The organism is Marinobacter qingdaonensis (assembly GCF_034555935.1).
In the GTDB taxonomy this organism is placed as follows: Bacteria; Pseudomonadota; Gammaproteobacteria; order Pseudomonadales; family Oleiphilaceae; genus Marinobacter; species Marinobacter qingdaonensis.
In genome coordinates this window covers 2,212,907-2,229,388 of the sequence record NZ_JAYDCJ010000003.1, presented here as the reverse complement: position 1 = coordinate 2,229,388, position 16,482 = coordinate 2,212,907, and the positions used below count along the sequence as shown (strand labels likewise).

Annotated in this window: 12 protein-coding genes; 4 read left to right on the top strand and 8 right to left on the bottom strand. The window is 62.4% G+C overall.

The genetic code is table 11. The annotated features are described in order from the left end of the window. Nucleotides 1-21: 21 nt before the first annotated feature. Together U5822_RS13440 and edd are read right to left on the bottom strand one after the other, a co-directional pair. Nucleotides 22-987: a glucokinase gene (locus U5822_RS13440; RefSeq protein WP_322856124.1), complete on the bottom strand. Its 966-nt coding sequence runs from the start codon at nucleotides 985-987 to the stop codon at nucleotides 22-24. Next, nucleotides 984-2,804: a phosphogluconate dehydratase gene (gene edd / locus U5822_RS13435; protein WP_322856123.1), complete on the bottom strand. Its 1,821-nt coding sequence runs from the start codon at nucleotides 2,802-2,804 to the stop codon at nucleotides 984-986. The genes U5822_RS13440 and edd overlap by 4 nt, the downstream gene beginning before the upstream one ends. 169 nt (nucleotides 2,805-2,973) lie before the next feature. Here edd and gap point away from each other — a divergent pair, with 169 nt between their 5' ends. Both gap and pyk read left to right on the top strand, forming a co-directional pair. Continuing rightward, nucleotides 2,974-3,978 carry a type I glyceraldehyde-3-phosphate dehydrogenase gene (gap, locus tag U5822_RS13430; protein ID WP_322856122.1) on the top strand — a complete coding sequence of 335 codons (1,005 nt, stop codon included), beginning with the start codon at nucleotides 2,974-2,976 and terminating at the stop codon, nucleotides 3,976-3,978. A 68-nt stretch (nucleotides 3,979-4,046) separates the two neighbouring features. Continuing rightward, nucleotides 4,047-5,495, top strand: a complete 1,449-nt coding sequence (gene pyk, locus U5822_RS13425) for a pyruvate kinase (RefSeq protein WP_322856121.1) — start codon at nucleotides 4,047-4,049, stop codon at nucleotides 5,493-5,495. 262 nt (nucleotides 5,496-5,757) lie between these two features. On the opposite strand, the gene U5822_RS13420 is transcribed toward pyk, so the two are convergent. The 3 genes from U5822_RS13420 to zwf are packed head-to-tail and all read right to left on the bottom strand — an operon-like array spanning nucleotide 5,758 to nucleotide 8,621. Further along, on the bottom strand, nucleotides 5,758-6,411 hold the full coding sequence (locus U5822_RS13420; RefSeq protein WP_322856120.1) for a bifunctional 4-hydroxy-2-oxoglutarate aldolase/2-dehydro-3-deoxy-phosphogluconate aldolase: 654 nt from the start codon (nucleotides 6,409-6,411) through the stop codon (nucleotides 5,758-5,760). 28 nt (nucleotides 6,412-6,439) lie between these two features. After that, complete coding sequence (pgl, locus tag U5822_RS13415) at nucleotides 6,440-7,159, bottom strand: 6-phosphogluconolactonase (RefSeq protein ID WP_322856119.1); 720 nt, start codon at nucleotides 7,157-7,159, stop codon at nucleotides 6,440-6,442. Continuing rightward, nucleotides 7,146-8,621 carry a glucose-6-phosphate dehydrogenase gene (zwf, locus tag U5822_RS13410; RefSeq protein ID WP_322856118.1) on the bottom strand — a complete coding sequence of 492 codons (1,476 nt, stop codon included), beginning with the start codon at nucleotides 8,619-8,621 and terminating at the stop codon, nucleotides 7,146-7,148. Before zwf ends, pgl begins: the two co-directional genes overlap by 14 nt. 214 nt (nucleotides 8,622-8,835) lie before the next feature. On the opposite strand from zwf, the gene U5822_RS13405 reads away from it, so the two are divergent. Continuing rightward, a complete protein-coding gene (locus tag U5822_RS13405) occupies nucleotides 8,836-9,708 on the top strand; it encodes a MurR/RpiR family transcriptional regulator (RefSeq protein ID WP_322856117.1) in 873 nt (290 codons plus the stop codon). A gap of 237 nt (nucleotides 9,709-9,945) precedes the next feature. Then, nucleotides 9,946-11,268 (top strand): maltoporin LamB, encoded by a 1,323-nt coding sequence (lamB, locus tag U5822_RS13400; RefSeq protein ID WP_322856116.1) that lies wholly within the window; start codon nucleotides 9,946-9,948, stop codon nucleotides 11,266-11,268. Between the two features lie 150 nt (nucleotides 11,269-11,418). Here lamB and U5822_RS13395 read toward each other — a convergent pair whose 3' ends face one another. The 3 genes from U5822_RS13395 to lon all read right to left on the bottom strand — a co-directional run bounded on the left by U5822_RS13395 (nucleotide 11,419) and on the right by lon (nucleotide 16,354). Next, entirely contained in the window at nucleotides 11,419-13,272 is a 1,854-nt protein-coding gene (locus U5822_RS13395) for a SurA N-terminal domain-containing protein (protein WP_322856115.1), read from the bottom strand. 153 nt (nucleotides 13,273-13,425) lie between these two features. Next, on the bottom strand, nucleotides 13,426-13,698 hold the full coding sequence (locus tag U5822_RS13390) for an HU family DNA-binding protein (RefSeq protein WP_297792402.1): 273 nt from the start codon (nucleotides 13,696-13,698) through the stop codon (nucleotides 13,426-13,428). Nucleotides 13,699-13,936: 238 nt separating this feature from the next. Then, nucleotides 13,937-16,354: an endopeptidase La gene (lon, locus tag U5822_RS13385; protein ID WP_322856114.1), complete on the bottom strand. Its 2,418-nt coding sequence runs from the start codon at nucleotides 16,352-16,354 to the stop codon at nucleotides 13,937-13,939. Nucleotides 16,355-16,482 lie beyond the last annotated feature (128 nt).

Genomic DNA, 16,482 nt, shown 5'->3' with positions numbered 1-16,482 from the left:
AGGCTCTGGTAGCAGGAAGGCTCAGACTTCGGCGTTGGCCAGGGCCTCGGCGGCACCCAGGAGCCCGGTGTAGGGCTCGGTCACCACGAACACCGGCGTGCGCTCGATCAACGGGCGCATCCGCCCCTTGTCCTCAAGGCCCGCGCGAAACGGGCTTTCCAGGAAGAAATCGAGGAAGCGTGGCAAAATACCGCCACACAGGTAGACGCCTCCGGTACTGCCCAGGGTCAGGACCGCGTTGCCAGTGACCCGCCCCAGGATCTCGCAGAAATGCCGCAGGCTGGCGCGCGCCAGCGCATCCTCCTGTCCCAGGGCCGCGGCCGTGATTTTCTCGGGCGCGTCCAGCGGCGCCGGCAGGCCCTGAATTTCGGCGTGGGCCTGGTAGAGGTTCAACAGGCCCTGGCCGCACAGAATGCGCTCCACCGACACCCGACCGAAGCGTGCTTTGAGAATTCGCAGGATGGCCATCTCGGTGTCTTCGGTCGGGGCGAAATCCACGTGGCCGCCCTCGGTCATCAACGGCACCCAGCCGTTGGTGATGGGCACCAGTCCCGACACCCCCAGGCCGGTGCCGGGCCCAATCACCAGCCTGGGCCGATGCGGGTCGCCCGGTCCGCCGCACACCGGTACCAGGTTGTGCTCGGGCACGTGGGGCACCCCCAGCGCCATCGCGGTAAAATCGTTAATCACCTTGAAGGTCCGCCAGCCAAATCGGGCCCGGACCTCTTCGGTGTCAAACCGCCAGTGATTGTTGGTCATTCGGATCTGGGTTCCGGTGACGGGCGAGGCCACGGCAAAGCAGGCTTCCGCAACCTCGGCAACCCCGGCCCGGGCCAGGTAATCGACCACGGCTTCGTCCAGGGTGCCGTAGTCACCACAGGCCAGGACCTCGATCGCCTGGGGCTCGAAGCCGCCCTGCTCGACCAGGGCGAATCGGGCGTTGGTGCCGCCGATGTCACCCACCAGGGCGTACTGAACGGCAGTCATGCGTCGTGATTCCAGAAAAAGCTGGCGCCTTCCTCGGGGTTGCCGGCGGCGCGGCGCATCCAGCCAAACAGTTCCCGTCCGTAGCCGTGATGGTACCCGGTCAGGTCCGCGCTGGCCGATTCCCGGTCGGCGAAAACCCGGTCCTCAAGCTGCACCGACAGCACGCCCTGCTCGGCATCCAGCCGAATCAGATCGCCGTTCTTGACCCGCGCCAGGGGCCCGCCTTCCAGGGCCTCCGGGTAGACATGAATGGCTGCCGGCACCTTGCCGGACGCGCCCGACATGCGGCCGTCGGTGACCAGGCCAACCTTGTACCCGCGATCCTGCAACACCCCCAGGTACGGCGTGAGCTTGTGCAGTTCCGGCATGCCGTTACTCTTGGGTCCCTGGAAGCGCACGATCACCACGCAATCCCGGTCCAGATCACCGGCGTCAAAAGCGGCCTTGAGCTCGTTCTGGTCATCGAACACCACCGCCGGCGCCTCCACCACCCGGTGCTCCGGGGCCACCGCCGAGACCTTGATCACGCCCCGGCCCAGATTGCCATCCAGCACCCGCAAGCCACCATCCGGTGCGAACGGCTCGGCGGCCGAGCTGAGTACATCCGGGCGCAAGCTCTTTTCCGGTGCCGGTTTCCAGACCAGCTTACCGCCCTCCAGCTCTGGCATCTCGGTGTAACGCTCAAGACCGTGGCCGACCACCGTGTTGACATCGTTGTGCAGGTACCCGCCCGACAGCAGCTCGCGAATCAGAAACGGCGTGCCACCGGCCTCGTGGAAGGCGTTCACGTCTTCCTGACCGTTGGGGTAGATTCGGGTCATCGATGGCACCACCGAGGACAGCTCGGCGTAATCGTTCCAGTCAATGATGATGCCCGCCGCCCGGGCAATGGCGATCCAGTGAATGGTGTGATTGGTGGAGCCGCCGGTGACCAGCAAGGCCACCAGGGCATTGACGATGGCTTTCTCGTCGACCATGTCCGCCAGGCCCAATTCGCCGCCGTGGGGTTTGGACAGCCGGATGACCTGCTCGGTGGCAAACCGGGTCAGCTCATCCCGCAGGGGCGTGTTGGGATTCACAAAGGCCGAACCGGGCAGATGCAGACCCATCACCTCAACCAGCAGCTGGTTGCTGTTGGCGGTGCCATAAAAGGTGCAGGTGCCGGGGCTGTGGTAGGACTTGCTTTCGGCCTCCAGCAGCTCGTCCTTGCCGACCTTGCCTTCGGCGTAGAGCTGACGGATCCGCTGTTTCTCCTTGTTGGGCAAGCCGGACGGCATGGGACCGGCAGGCAGCAGGATGGTGGGCAGGTAGCCAAAACTGAGCGAGCCAATCAGCAGACCGGGCACGATCTTGTCACAGATCCCCAGCAGCAGGGTGGCGTCAAACATGTTGTGACTCAGCGCCACCGCGGTGCTCATGGCGATGGTGTCCCGGGAAAACAGGCTCAGTTCCATGCCCGGCTGCCCCTGGGTCACGCCGTCGCACATCGCCGGGGTGCCACCGGCCACTTGGGCCACCGAGCCCATGCCACGCGCCGCCTCCCGGATCATCTCCGGGAACTTTTCATAGGGTTGGTGGGCCGAAAGCATATCGTTGTAGGCCGTCACCATGGCGACGTTGGCCTTGTTCATGAACTTCAGGGTGTATTTGTCATCCTGGCCGCAGGCCGCGAAGCCGTGGGCGAGGTTGCCGCAGGACAGTGAGCTGCGGTGGGGGGATTGCGCCTTCAAAGCGTTCATGCGTTGAAGGTAGTCCTGCCGCGTACCGCGGCTGCGCTCGATGATTCGCTGGGTAACCTTGTCGACGGTGGGGTGCATGCTGAGCTCCATCGCGTTCATTATTAGAGTGGTGGTTTTAAGATGTAATTTTACTTCCTTTTTTTGGCATTTCCACCCTTTGATCGTTCATTTACTCTTTTTTTGTTGTTATATTTACTACAAAATAGAGATGAAACGAACAAAAATTAGCCAAACAAGGAGTCAGAACATGACAATCCGCATCGCAATCAACGGTTTTGGCCGCATCGGTCGCAATGTTCTCCGGGCATTGTATGAAAATAACTACCGCAACCAACTTCAGATCGTCGCCATCAACGACCTCGGCGACGCCGAAACCAACGCCCATCTGCTCAAATACGACAGTGTGCATGGCCGCTTCGCCGCCGACGTCAGCCACGATGCCGAATCCCTGACCGTTGACGGCGACCGGATCGCCATTACCGCCCTGCGCAACCCGGAACAGTTGCCCTGGGGCGACCATCGCGTTGACGTGGTGTTCGAATGCACCGGCCTGTTCACCAAACGGGACCAGGCCGCCGCCCACCTGCGCGCGGGTGCGAAAAAGGTCATCATCTCCGCCCCCAGTCCGGACGCGGACGCCACCGTGGTTTACGGCGTCAACGATCAGGCCCTGACCGCCGATGACAACATCATCAGCAACGCCTCCTGCACCACCAACTGCCTGGCACCGGTGGTGGAAGCCCTGCACAAGACCGTGGGCATCGAAAGCGGCCTGATGACCACCATACACTCGTACACCAACGACCAGAAATTGAGTGACGTGTACCACAGTGACCTGTACCGGGCGCGCTCGGCCACCCAGTCCATGATCCCGACCAAGACCGGCGCCGCCGCCGCCATCGGCAAGGTGATCCCGGCCCTGGACGGCAAACTGGACGGCCTGGCCGTGCGGGTGCCGACCATTAACGTGTCCCTGGTCGACTTCGGCTTCATCGCCAGCCGGGATACCACGGTGGAGGAAATCAACGCGGCCGTGAAAGCGGCTGCCGAGAACAACCCGGTGCTGGGTTACAATATCGAGAAACTGGTCAGCGTGGACTTCAACCACAATGCCCTCTCCAGCGTCTTCGATGCCAATCACACCCGCGTCCTGGGCCGTCATGTAAAAGTCATGGCCTGGTACGACAATGAGTGGGGTTTTTCGAATCGCATGCTGGATAATGCCATCGCACTGATGAAAGCCGGCCACTAACACTGGCCGGCCCGGAATATTCCGCTACCCTGTTCGAGCCTCTACCAAAGAACCAAAGGACACCAACCATGCTCAGGCGTACCAAAATTGTCGCCACCCTCGGCCCCTCCACCGACTCGCCAGAGTCCCTTGCCGCCATCATCGGCGCCGGAGTCGATGTTACCCGACTGAATTTCTCCCACGGCAGCGCCGAAGAACACATCGGACGCGCCCGACGGGTGCGCGAGGCCGCCGCCGCTCAGGGCCGCTTCGTTGCCCTGCTGGCCGACCTCCAGGGCCCGAAACTGCGCATTGCCCGCTTTGCCGAAAACAAGGTCACCCTGAGCGCCGGCCAGACCTTCGTGCTGGACGCCGCCATGGACAAGGAAGCGGGTACCGACCAGCGCGTGGGTATCGACTACGAACAGCTGATCCGGGACGTCGAGCCTGGCGACATCCTGGTACTCGACGACGGCCGCATTGAAATGGAAGTGCAGTCCGTTGACGATCACAGCATCACCTCCAAGGTGCTGATCGGCGGCCCGCTGTCCAACAACAAGGGCCTGAACAAGCGCGGCGGTGGTCTGTCTGCCGACGCCCTGACCGAAAAGGACAAGCAGGACATAGTGACCGCCGCCAAACTGGACGCGGACTATGTTGCGGTGTCCTTCGTTCGGACCGCGGACGACATGCACGTGGCCCGCAAACTGCTCAAGGATGCCGGCTCCAACGCCGGCCTGGTGGCAAAGATCGAACGGGCGGAACTGGCCCACGACGTCGAAGCCCTGGACGCGGTCATCGAGGCCTCCGACGCCGTCATGGTGGCCCGGGGCGATCTGGCGGTCGAGATTGGCGATGCCGAACTGGTGGGCGTGCAGAAGCACATCATCCAGCGAGCCCGGGTACTCAACCGTGCCGTGATCACCGCCACCCAGATGATGGAATCGATGATCACCAGCCCCATGCCCACCCGCGCGGAAGTCTCCGACGTCGCCAACGCAGTCATGGACTACACCGACGCGGTGATGCTGTCGGCCGAAACCGCGGTGGGCGACTACCCGAAAGAGGCCGTGGAAGCCATGGTGCGCATCTGCCTGGGCGCCGAGAAGCACCCGTCCATGCACCAGTCCAAGCACCGAATTCACGAAAGCATGGAGGAAGTGGACGAAGCCATCGCCCTGTCCGCCATGTACGCCGCCAACCACCTGGAGGGTGTCGCCGCGATCATCTGCCTGACCGAAACCGGCGCCACACCGCGACTGATGTCCCGCATCAAGTCGAGCCTGCCAATCTTTGCGTTCTCCCGTCATCACTGGACCCAGCACCGGGTCGTGCTGTATCGGGGCGTGCAGACCATCCCCTTCGACTCCGCCAAGGTGCCAAATGAGCGCACCAATGCGCTGGCGATCTCTGAACTGGTGAATCGGGGAGCCGTGAAGGAAGGTGACCTGGTGGTTATCACCAAGGGTGACTATGTGAATGCCCAGGGCGGCACCAACACCATGAAGATTGTTCGGGTTGGCTCGGAGATTCGCTAGCCCAACTCCATTGGCGTTTTAGCATGAAAACCAGGCCCCACTCGATGGGGCCTAGTTTTTTGTGGCCGACTTCTTTCAAAGAGACTAAGGACAACTGCTGAGATATCGCTGCAGCTGGCAGCGGCCCGGGGACCGGCGTTCCGGGAATGTGGCTGGCCAAGGATGGCCAGCCTCAAGGGCACATGGATGTGCTCGCAGCGATTCCCGGAATGCCGGTCCTCGGGCTGCCAACTCCAGAACTGGCAGGCTTCAGGCAGTACACTCACCCCTGAAGGTCAGCCAAACTCCCACGGGCGATTTCAGTAATCTGGGCCCAGTCCTTGTTGGCCACCACATCCGCCGGCGTCAGCCAGGAGCCACCAACGGCCTTGACGTTTTTCAGGGCCAGATAGTCCTTCGCCGTGTCGCGGCGGATACCACCAGTGGGGCAGAAGGTGACGTCACCGAACGGACCGCTGAAGGCTTTCAAGGCCGCGGCTCCGCCGGATACCTCGGCAGGGAAGAACTTGAACTCACGATAGCCCAGGGCATAGCCCATCATCAGTTCCGATACCGTGGAAATGCCGGGCAGCAGCGGTGCCTCCGAGGTAACGCCGAACTCCAGGATGGCCTCGGTAACTCCGGGGGTGATGACGAACTGGGCGCCGGCGGCCTCGACCTTGCGGTACTCGGCCACGCTGGTGACCGTCCCTGCCCCCACCCAGGCCTCGGGGATGGCTTCGCGGACGGCGCGGATGGCGTCGACCCCGTGTTCGGTACGGAGGGTGATTTCCAGTACCTTGATGCCGCCATCGACCAGGGCCTGACACAGGGGCACGGCGTCCTCCAGCTCCTGGATGGCAATTACCGGCACCAGGGGTGAGGCCGCCAATACGGCCTGGACCCGCTCCCTTTGAAATTCAGACAGTTGAGTCATAGTGGTCTCCAAAAACAGAAAATCGGGCTCAGGGACTCCAGAACAGGCTCAGTCCCGGAGTGAGAAATGCGCGAATGGGCATGGCCGCCAGGTTGTCGGGTTCGGCCAGGGCCCGTTGCAGGGTGTCGAGCTTGTCCTGCCCTTTCAGGTGCAACGCCGTGAATCGGGCTCCCTGAAGCACCGGACGGGTCAGGGTAATGCGCCGCTGCGACTGAGACGGCGGGCTGGCCGGAGCCACCCGGTCCGGGCACGCGGCGCTCAGGGCATGGGCCAGCTCCGGGGCGTCCGGGAACAGCGAGGCGGTATGGCCATCATTGCCCATACCGAGAATAACCACATCCAGCGGCAGCTCCAGATCGGCCACGGCGGCGCTGGCGGCGGCCAGGCCCTCGGCCGGGGTGTCACCGGGCTGCTTCAGGGACAGGTAACGGGCGGCCGCCGCGGGTCCCTGCAACAGGCTGGCCTTCACCAGTCGGGTGTTGCTGTCCGGATGGTCTTCCGGCACCCAGCGCTCGTCCGCCAGCAACACATCCACACGGGACCAGGCCAGGGACTTTTGGGCCAGCGCCTTGAAAAACGGCAGCGGCGTGGAGCCGCCGGACACCACCAGACTGGCCCGCTCTGCCTGTTCCAAGCGGCTCGCCAGCACCTCGGCGGCGGCGTCGGCCAGCGCCAGGGCGACCTGGTCCGGGGTATCGTCAACGTGAACCTCGACGCCGGCCGGCAATCCAAGATCAGGCGTCTTCATACCAGCTCCTGCCGTCGCGGGTGATCATAGCGATGGAGGCCACCGGCCCCCAGGTTCCGGCGGCGTAGCGCTTGGGGGGCGCGCCGCTGTCACGCCAGTTCTGGATGACCTGATCAACCCAGCTCCAGGCGTGCTCCACCTCGTCCCGGCGGACAAACAGGTACTGGTTGCCCTTCATGACCTCCCACAGCAGTCGCTCGTAGGCGTCCGGGATGCGGTCGTTTTCGAAGGTTTCCGAAAAGGTCAGTTCGAGCGGGCCCTGGCGCAGGCGCATGCCTTTATCCAGGCCCTGGTCCTTGGTCAGAATCTTCAGCGACATGCCCTCGTCCGGCTGCAGCCGGATGATCAGCTTGTTGTTGGCCAGGTGCTTCTGGTCCGGATCAAAGATGTAGTGGGGCGCCGGCTTGAAGTGGATGATGATCTGGGACAACTTCTCGGGCAGGCGCTTGCCGGTACGGATGTAGAAGGGCACCCCGGACCAGCGCCAGTTTTCGATTTCGGCCTTGAGCGCGACGAAGGTTTCGGTGTCGCTGCCCTTGTTGGCACCCTCTTCTTCCAGGTAGCCCGGTACGGGCTTGCCGTTGCTGGTGCCGGCCGTGTACTGACCGCGCACCACGTGGCTCTCCATCATGTCCGGAGTGACCCGACGCAGGGCCTTCAGCACTTTCACCTTCTCGTCGCGAATGCTGTCGGCGGACAGATCCGAGGGCGGATCCATGGCGATCAGGCACAGCAGTTGCAGCAGGTGGTTCTGGATCATGTCGCGAATCTGGCCGGCCTTGTCGAAGTAGCCCCATCGGCCCTCGATGCCGACACTTTCTGCCACCGTGATCTCCACGTGGGATATGTGGTTCTGGTCCCACTGGGACGCGAACAGGTTGTTGGCGAAGCGCAGGGCAATCAGGTTCTGCACCGTTTCCTTGCCCAGGTAGTGGTCAATGCGGAACAGCTGGCTTTCCTTGAACACCTCGCCCAGTTCGTCGTTGATCACCCGGGACGATTCCAGGTCATGGCCGATCGGCTTTTCGACCACCACCCGGGTGTTCTCGGTGCAGCAACTGGCGGCGCGCAGATTGCGGGCGATGACGCCATACATGGACGGCGGTGTCGCCATGTAGACGATCAGTTCACCGCTGCCCTGCTGATGCCAGTCATTCAGCGCGCCAAACCCTTCCGGCTCGCTGAAATCCAGGCGCAGGTAATCGACGCGCTGCAGGAACCGGTCGGCAAGTTCGGCGTCCATTTCCTCAGGCTTTACGTAGTGCGTCAGCTTCTCGCGCAGCTGGGACCGCACCGCGTCGGTGTCGACGTCGGTCCGGGCGATGGCGAGAATCCGGCTGCCGTCGGCCAGCAGATTGGCTCGCTCGAGTTGATACAGGGCGGGAAACAACTTGCGCTGCGCCAGGTCACCCAGGGCGCCAAACAGCATCAGGTCGCAACGGGTATTGCTCTTGTTGGCCATTGGATCCTTCTCTCTGATGGGTGGGGCGTGGCGATGTCACGCCCCCGAAACACGACAAATGTAGTAATTTTATCAAAATAATGACAGGCAAAATCGACTTTTCCAAGAAAAAATTTGCCTTAATGATATTTTTACTACCCAAAGTCCGTAAGAAACGCGGTATAATCGCCGCGTTATTCCACTACTGATCGCCACGAAACAGGGAGTACCTTTCATGGCCGCGAACCAGGCGCACCGGGACGACAACCTGCTTGAAGACATCCAGGCCCGACTGGACAATCTCAACAAATCGGAGCGCAAAGTCGCCGAGGCCATTCTCCGGGACCCCAGTGCCGCCACCCGATACAGCATAGCTGCCCTGGCCCGGGCGGCCGAGGTTAGCGAACCGACGGTGAACCGGTTCTGCCGGGGCTTCTCCGCCACCGGGTTCCCGGACTTCAAGATCCGCCTGGCCCAGAGCATTGCCACCGGCACGCCCTACGTCGGCCAGAACGTGCAACCGGACGACACGGTGGCGGAGTTTGCCGACAAGATCATGCTCAGTACCATCGCCAGCCTCGACAAGGCCCGCCAGGCGCTGGATCCGAAGGCCCTGGCCCGGGTCATCGACTACCTGATCCAGGCCAAGCAGATCAGCTTTTTCGGCATGGGTGGCTCGGCCGCCGTCGCCCTGGACGCCCAGCACAAATTCTTCCGGTTCAACATTCCGGTCATGGCCTACGACGACGCCCTGATGCAGCGCATGGTCGCCGCCGGCACCGCGGTTGGCGACGTCATTGTGCTGATCTCCTATACCGGCCGGACCCGCGAAACCGTGGACATTGCGCGCCTGGCGCGGGACAACGGCGCCACCGTGATCGGCATCACCAATCCGGACTCGCCGCTGGCCCAGGTCTGCACCGCGGTCCTGGGAGTCACGGCACCGGAGGACACCGAGGTGTACATGCCGATGTCGTCGCGGATCATCCACCTGACGGTGATCGACATCCTCGCCACTGGCGTGACCCTGAAGCGCGGCGCCGATTTCCTGGGCCACCTGAAAAAGATCAAGGAAAGCCTCAAGCCCACTCGCTTCCCGTCGGAATAAACCTTACCTACGCCCCTCCTCCCCCTGAACTCTCACCCCCCTTTTTGTTCAGGGTGGAGGATGCACCACCCCACCGGTTCCCACACCATGAAATCCGGTTTCCCCAATGTCCGATTGGCAGAAGCTGCAATCAAGGGAACCGGACGTCCAGATCGAACCATTCCTGGCCGGCCGGACCGAACCGGCGCTTCCGATTCCCTGACATTCAACAATGACAAAAAACACAGGACTCAGAACATGCAGAAGCACTCCCTCCTCTCCGCACGCAAGCTCCCCCTTGCCGTGGCGGTGACGGCGGCCGTGATGGCCACGCCGACCGCCGCCGTCGACTTCCACGGCTACGCCCGGGCCGGCGTCTCCAGCAATCTGGGCAGTGGTGGCGAACAAACCTGTTTCGGCAACGGCGCCACTGGCCACTACGTCGGCCGCCTTGCCGACGAATGCGACACCTACGCCGAGCTGGCCCTGGGCGACGAGCTCTATAACGAGGACGGCAAAACCTTCCGCTTCGACACCATGCTGGCGTACAGCGCCGATCCCCAGGGCAACGACTACCAGGCCCTGAACGGTGGCAACAACATCAACAGCGTCGATTTCGACACCGCCGAGACAAGCACCAACAACGCCGACCCCTATGGCGGCGGCGACATTGCGCTGCGCCAGATCTACGTCTCGGCCAAGAATGTGATCGAGTCCCTGCCCGGCTCGACCCTGTGGGCCGGCAAACGCTTCTACCAGCGCAAGGACATTCACCAGCTCGACCTCTACTACCTGAACAATTCCGGATACGGCGCCGGGATTGAGAACATCCAGGCCGGCCCAGGCCGCCTGTCGATCGCCTACACCAACTCCGACACCAGCGATGGCGAGGACCTGGTCCAGAACAACAAAGTGGACCTGCGCTACGCCTTCCCGGTGGGCGAGCACACCCTGGAGCTGGTCGGCATTTACGCCATGGCCGACTTGACCGACCAGCAGGAAGCGGCCGGCATTGAGGACGAGCACGGGTACTTTCTGACAGCCGAACTGTCCACCGGCGTCATGGGCGGCTTCAACAAGTTTGCGATCCAGTACGGCGCCGATTCCATGGGGTTTGCCAACGCCGAGGGCAGCAGTGGCGGCCGGGTGGATAATGGCAACGTCGCCGGCTACTTCGAATCCAGCTGGCGCATCCTCAACCACGGCGTCATCAGACTGAGCGACAACCTCGAGCTGGGCCATTCCATCGTCTACGAGCAGGCCGAATCCCACGACCCGGCCGCCGACGATGGCGAGCGCCTGAGCCTGGTGGCCCGGCCCGTCTACAACTGGACCCCGATCATGAGCACTGCCGTGGAGCTGGGTTACAGCGAAACCGACCGGCCCTGGTTCGCGAGCTCGCAGGACCTGGCCAAGGTCGCGATTGCGCAGCAGTGGCAGGCCGGCCCCGGGTACTGGGCACGCCCAGTCATCCGCACCTACGCGGCGACCTTCTTTGGCGATGAGGCCGAATCCGCCCGGGGCGGCGAAGGCATTGACGGCGACATCCAGATTGGCGCCCAGATCGAGGCCTGGTGGTAAGGTGAATTAACGCGTCTCCCTTTGGACCCATTTAGCCGGCCTCGTGCCGGCTTTTTTGGGCCTAAATCCCGGGCACCGGGCATAAAAAAACCCGGGAGGATCCCGGGTTTTCGTTACTTGGGGCACCGGCGGCGCCCCGCGGTCCGCCGCTTACGGGCGCTCGACCTCGGCGCGGTTGCGCAGCAGTTGCTGGTAGGCACCGTACTCACGCTGCCCTTCCAGTGACGCCAGGAACTGGCTCAACTGGCCGAACTCGGCACCGCCATCGTCGACCTCGCCTTCGTTGACCGCGTCCAGCGCCACGATGGCCGCTCGGCTTGGGGTAACGGCGTGACCGTAGCTGGCCTCGCCTTCAGCCGGACGCGCCAGCGAGAACACGGTACCCATCACGTCGGCACCGGCTTCCTGGTTATTGCGGGACGCCGCTTCATAGCTGACCCACTCGCCTTCCACCAGCTCGTCCAGGCTCTGGCCGGCTTCCAGACCGGCTATAATGGCCTCGGCGCGGCCACGCAGGGCCGCCCGGGTTCTTTCCGCCAGCAGGCGCGCACGGACGTCACCGGCCACCTGCTCCAGCGGCAGCTGCTGCGCCTCGCGGTATTCGCGAACCCGCGCCACAACGGACACGTTATCACCCACATCAATCAGCTCGGTGTTGTAACCGTCCTCAACCACATCGGCAGAGAACAGCTGGCGCACCAGGCCCTGATGATCGAACGGCGCCATGCCGCCGTCACGGGTGATGCCCTTAGCCTCGCGCACCTCAAGGCCCAGCTCTTCCGCCGGTCCGGCCAGGTCGTCCGCGGAATAGGCGGAATCGGCCAGCTTGGTGCGGTACTCCGCGAACCGCTCCTCGGCGCGGTCACGAGCCAGCTCGTTACGCAGCTGGTCGGCAATGTCGGCCAGAGCCGGCACATCGGAACGACGCACCTCTTCCAGCTTGATCAGGTGTACGCCGAAACTGGTTTCCACCGGCTCGGACACCTCGCCCTCCTCCAGCGCAAACAGCGCCTGCTCGAAGGCCTGGTCGTAAACACCACGGCCGGCGAAACCCAGATCACCACCCTCACGGGCGGAGACAGTGTCCACCGAGTATTCCTCGGCCAGATCGGCGAAGGAGGCACCATCCGCCAGCTCTTGCTGGATCTTGGCCATGGTCTCGTCCGCGTTCTCGCCATCCTCAATCAGGATGTGCGCGGCCCGACGCTCTTCCCGGGCCAGCTCCGAGGCCCGCTGCTCGTAATAGGTCTGCAGCTCCTCGTCGCTGACCTCAATGGTGTCCGCGAGGGCACCCAGCGACAGGGTAATGTAGGCAGCATCCACCTGCTCTGGCTGCTGGAAGGCACTGCTGTTGGCCTGGTAAAAGGATTCGACGTCCTCGTCAGTGACCTCGACCTCATCGGCCACCGCGCTCTCGGGCACGGTGACGACGCGGAAGTCCCGGGTCTGGTTCTGGATGCGCAGCAGCTGTGCAACGTTTTCGTCGGCGGCCACGCCGCTTTGCACGATGCCGGCACGAATCTGGTTCACCACGTACTGCTTGCGCATGGCCTCCCGGAATTCACGCACCCCCATGCCCATGTTGCGGACGGTGGAAACGAAGCGGTCACGATTGAACTGGCCGTCCACCTGGAACTGGGGCATCTGGGTAATCAGGGCGTCGATGTCGGCGTCGGTCAGGGCCAGCCCCTGGCTGTCGGCGTCCTGGATCAGGACCTGCTGCTGGATCAGGGACTCGAGCACTTCGCGACGGATCTGGTCGTCGTTCAGCAGGGACGGATCCGGCGTTTCCATGCGCGACAGACGACGCTGACTTTCCATCTGGACCAGGCGCAGGAATTCGCGCTCGGTAATATCTTCACCATTGACGGTCGCCACCTCGGGCTCGCCGGAGAAGCCGCCAATGATGGCGTCCATTCCCCAGATGGATAGCGACACGATCAGCAGACCGATAATGATCTTGGCAATGGTGCCTTGGGCATTTTCCCGAATATCTTGAAGCATGTTTCTCCCGAATCCCTGTTCAAGGTCCTGAGGTTTTTATCGTTTGGCGATGGGCACTGGGGCACTGAACGTAAAAAGGCGCACCCTGTCCGGAATGCGCCTTGAATTCTTCTGGGCAGCCCCCTGCGACAGGAGCTGCCTGAGAAAGAACCGTTACTTAACGGCGTCTTTCAGGGCCTTGCCTGCTTTGAAACCAGGCACTTTGGAGGCCGGAATCTTGATCTCGGCACCAGTCTGCGGGTTACGACCGGTACGAGCAGCACGCTCTTTTACAGAGAAAGTACCAAAACCGATCAGGGTAACCTGATCACCCTTTTTCAGGGCACCGGTGATGGAGTTGGTCATGGAATCCAGAGCACGGCCAGCGGCGGCTTTGGAGATATCTGCGGACTCTGCAATTGCATCAATAAGTTCGGACTTGTTCACACTAAACCCCTTCGATTTCAGGTTGAAGATGTTATAGGTTGGTTTGTTTTTTCGCGGACGCTCTCGACTATCGCATAAGCGGTCGGAGAATTCCATTCTTCAGTTTTCTTATTCCTTGCGGCTGTTAACCGGTGCTCGGAATAGGCACTTAATGCGCGGGAGCCCTTGGTATTGGCTGCTTCACGGCGAAACAGTTATACCAACGGGCTCTCTGGCGTGTCAACAACTCCACAAGGCTTTAATGAGTATTTATGCGCTCTGCGGCGTCGCCTTCGTCGTCCCGGGGTTTGCCCGATCCGGCGCCGGATGACTCGTCGGCGGTGCGTGGCTCGGGCGGATACGCCAGCGCAATATCCAGCACCTCGTCGATCCACTTCACCGGACGGATCTCCAGCGATTCCTTGATATTATCCGGTATCTCCTTGAGATCACGAACATTTTCATCAGGGATCAGAACCGTCTTGATGCCACCGCGATGGGCCGCCAGGAGCTTCTCCTTGAGCCCGCCAATGGCCAGGACACGGCCGCGCAGGGTAATCTCGCCGGTCATGGCCACGTCGGCCCGAACCGGAATTTTGGTCAGCGAAGACACCAGCGCGGTGCACATGCCAATACCGGCACTTGGCCCATCTTTCGGGGTTGCGCCCTCCGGCACGTGCACGTGCAGGTCGTGTTTTTCGTGGAAATCGTCAGGGATACCGAGACCCGGGGCGCGACTGCGCACCACGGTCAGGGCAGTCTGGATCGACTCCTGCATGACGTCACCCAGGGAACCGGTCTTCACCACCCGGCCCTTGCCGGAGGTCAGCGCACACTCGATGGTCAGCAGCTCGCCACCCACCTGGGTCCAGGCCAGGCCGGTGACCTGCCCGATCTGGTTCTTCTCTTCCGCCAGGCCGTACTTGAACTTCTTGACCCCGGAGTAGTCCTCCAGCATGTCGGGCTCGAGGGTCACCGACGCCTTGTCGTTGGCCTCAACGTGCTCACGCACCACCTTGCGGCAGATCTTGGCGATCTCGCGCTCCAGGCCACGCACACCGGCTTCCCGGGTGTAGTAGCGGATCAGGTCGCGCAGGGTCGCCTCGGGAATCACCAGCTCGTCCTTGCGCAGGCCATTGGCCTTGATCTGCTTGGGCAGCAGGTACCGCAGCGCGATGTTGACCTTTTCGTCCTCGGTGTAGCCCGGGATGCGGATGATCTCCATCCGGTCCAGCAGCGCCGGCGGAATGTCCATGGAGTTGGAAGTACACACAAACATCACATCGGACAGATCGTAGTCGACCTCCAGATAATGGTCGTTGAAGGTGTGGTTCTGTTCCGGATCCAGCACTTCCAGCAGGGCCGAGGCCGGGTCGCCGCGGTGGTCCATGCCCATCTTGTCGATCTCGTCGAACAGGAACAGCGGGTTTTTCACGCCCACCTTGGACAGCTTCTGCAGCAGCTTGCCCGGCAGGGCACCGATGTAAGTCTTGCGGTGGCCACGGATCTCCGCCTCATCGCGGACACCACCCAGCGCCATCCGGGTGTACTTGCGGTTGGTGGCCCGGGCAATGGACTGCCCCAGGGAGGTCTTACCCACACCCGGAGGCCCAACCAGGCACAGCACCGGCCCCTTCACCTTCTTCACCCGGCTTTGCACCGCCAGGTACTCCAGAATGCGTTTCTTGACCTCGTCCAGCCCGTAGTGGTCGCGATCCAGAATCTCGCGGGCCTTCTCGATGTCGTGACGGACCCGGCTGCGCTTCTTCCAGGGCACCGCCAGCATCCAGTCGATGTAGCCGCGCACCACCGTGGCTTCGGCGGACATGGGCGACATCATCTTCAGCTTGTTCAGTTCCGCCTCGGTCTTCTTCCGGGCTTCTTCCGGCAGACCGGCTTCCTCGAGCTTCTGCTCGAGCTCTTCAAAGTCGTTGTTACCCTCGCCAAGCTGCCCCATCTCCTTCTGGATGGCTTTCATCTGCTCGTTCAGGTAGTACTCGCGCTGGCTGCGCTCCATCTGCTTCTTGACCCGGCCACGGATGCGCTTCTCGACCTCGATCAGGTCGATCTCGCCATCCAGCTTGCCCAGCAGCAGGTCCACCCGCTTGCGCACATCCAGCGCTTCCAGCAGTTCCTGCTTCTCGGGAATGCGCATCTCGAGGTGCGCGGCCATGGTGTCGGCCAGGCGCTCCAGTTCCTCGACACCGGTCAGGGCGTTGGAGACCTCCGACGGCACCTTCTTGGACAGCTTGACGTACTTTTCAAACTCGTCCATCAGGGTCTTGATCAGCACGTCCTGTTCGCGCTCCGGCAGCCCCTCTTCCTCCATCAGCACGGCACCGCCGGACAGGAAGTCGCCCTCGGTGATGTCACTGATGGTGGCGCGGGCATTACCCTCGACCAGTACCTTTACGGTGCCATCCGGCAGCCGCAGCATCTGCAGGACCGTGGCCAGGGTCCCCATCTCGAATACGTCACCGGGACCCGGCTCGTCGGTGGAAGCGTCCCGCTGGGCGACCAGCAGAATTTCCTTGCTCCCTTCCATCGCGGCTTCGAGCGCCTGGATGGACTTTTCACGGCCCACAAACAGCGGGACCACCATGTGCGGGAACACCACCACATCACGCAACGGCAGCAACGGGTATTCGTGCACAGTATTTTCGGGTATCCGGGTCATAGGGAATCCTCTGACGGTGTTTCTTTGAGCATACCACCCTTCATTGGGGCGCCCTCAAAAATTGCAATCTTTTTACCAAACGAAACGCGCGGGGAATATTGGGATACAGAACGTGAAAAGGGGCGTTT

Coding starts and splice junctions, on each gene's coding strand:
- edd (WP_322856123.1), bottom strand. CDS start 2,804: ATGCACCCCACCGTCGACAAGGTTACCCAGCGAATCATCGAGCGCAGC.
- pyk (WP_322856121.1), top strand. CDS start 4,047: ATGCTCAGGCGTACCAAAATTGTCGCCACCCTCGGCCCCTCCACCGAC.
- zwf (WP_322856118.1), bottom strand. CDS start 8,621: ATGGCCAACAAGAGCAATACCCGTTGCGACCTGATGCTGTTTGGCGCC.
- lon (WP_322856114.1), bottom strand. CDS start 16,354: ATGACCCGGATACCCGAAAATACTGTGCACGAATACCCGTTGCTGCCG.
- lamB (WP_322856116.1), top strand. CDS start 9,946: ATGCAGAAGCACTCCCTCCTCTCCGCACGCAAGCTCCCCCTTGCCGTG.
- gap (WP_322856122.1), top strand. CDS start 2,974: ATGACAATCCGCATCGCAATCAACGGTTTTGGCCGCATCGGTCGCAAT.
- pgl (WP_322856119.1), bottom strand. CDS start 7,159: ATGAAGACGCCTGATCTTGGATTGCCGGCCGGCGTCGAGGTTCACGTT.
- U5822_RS13440 (WP_322856124.1), bottom strand. CDS start 987: ATGACTGCCGTTCAGTACGCCCTGGTGGGTGACATCGGCGGCACCAAC.
- U5822_RS13420 (WP_322856120.1), bottom strand. CDS start 6,411: ATGACTCAACTGTCTGAATTTCAAAGGGAGCGGGTCCAGGCCGTATTG.
- U5822_RS13405 (WP_322856117.1), top strand. CDS start 8,836: ATGGCCGCGAACCAGGCGCACCGGGACGACAACCTGCTTGAAGACATC.
- U5822_RS13395 (WP_322856115.1), bottom strand. CDS start 13,272: ATGCTTCAAGATATTCGGGAAAATGCCCAAGGCACCATTGCCAAGATC.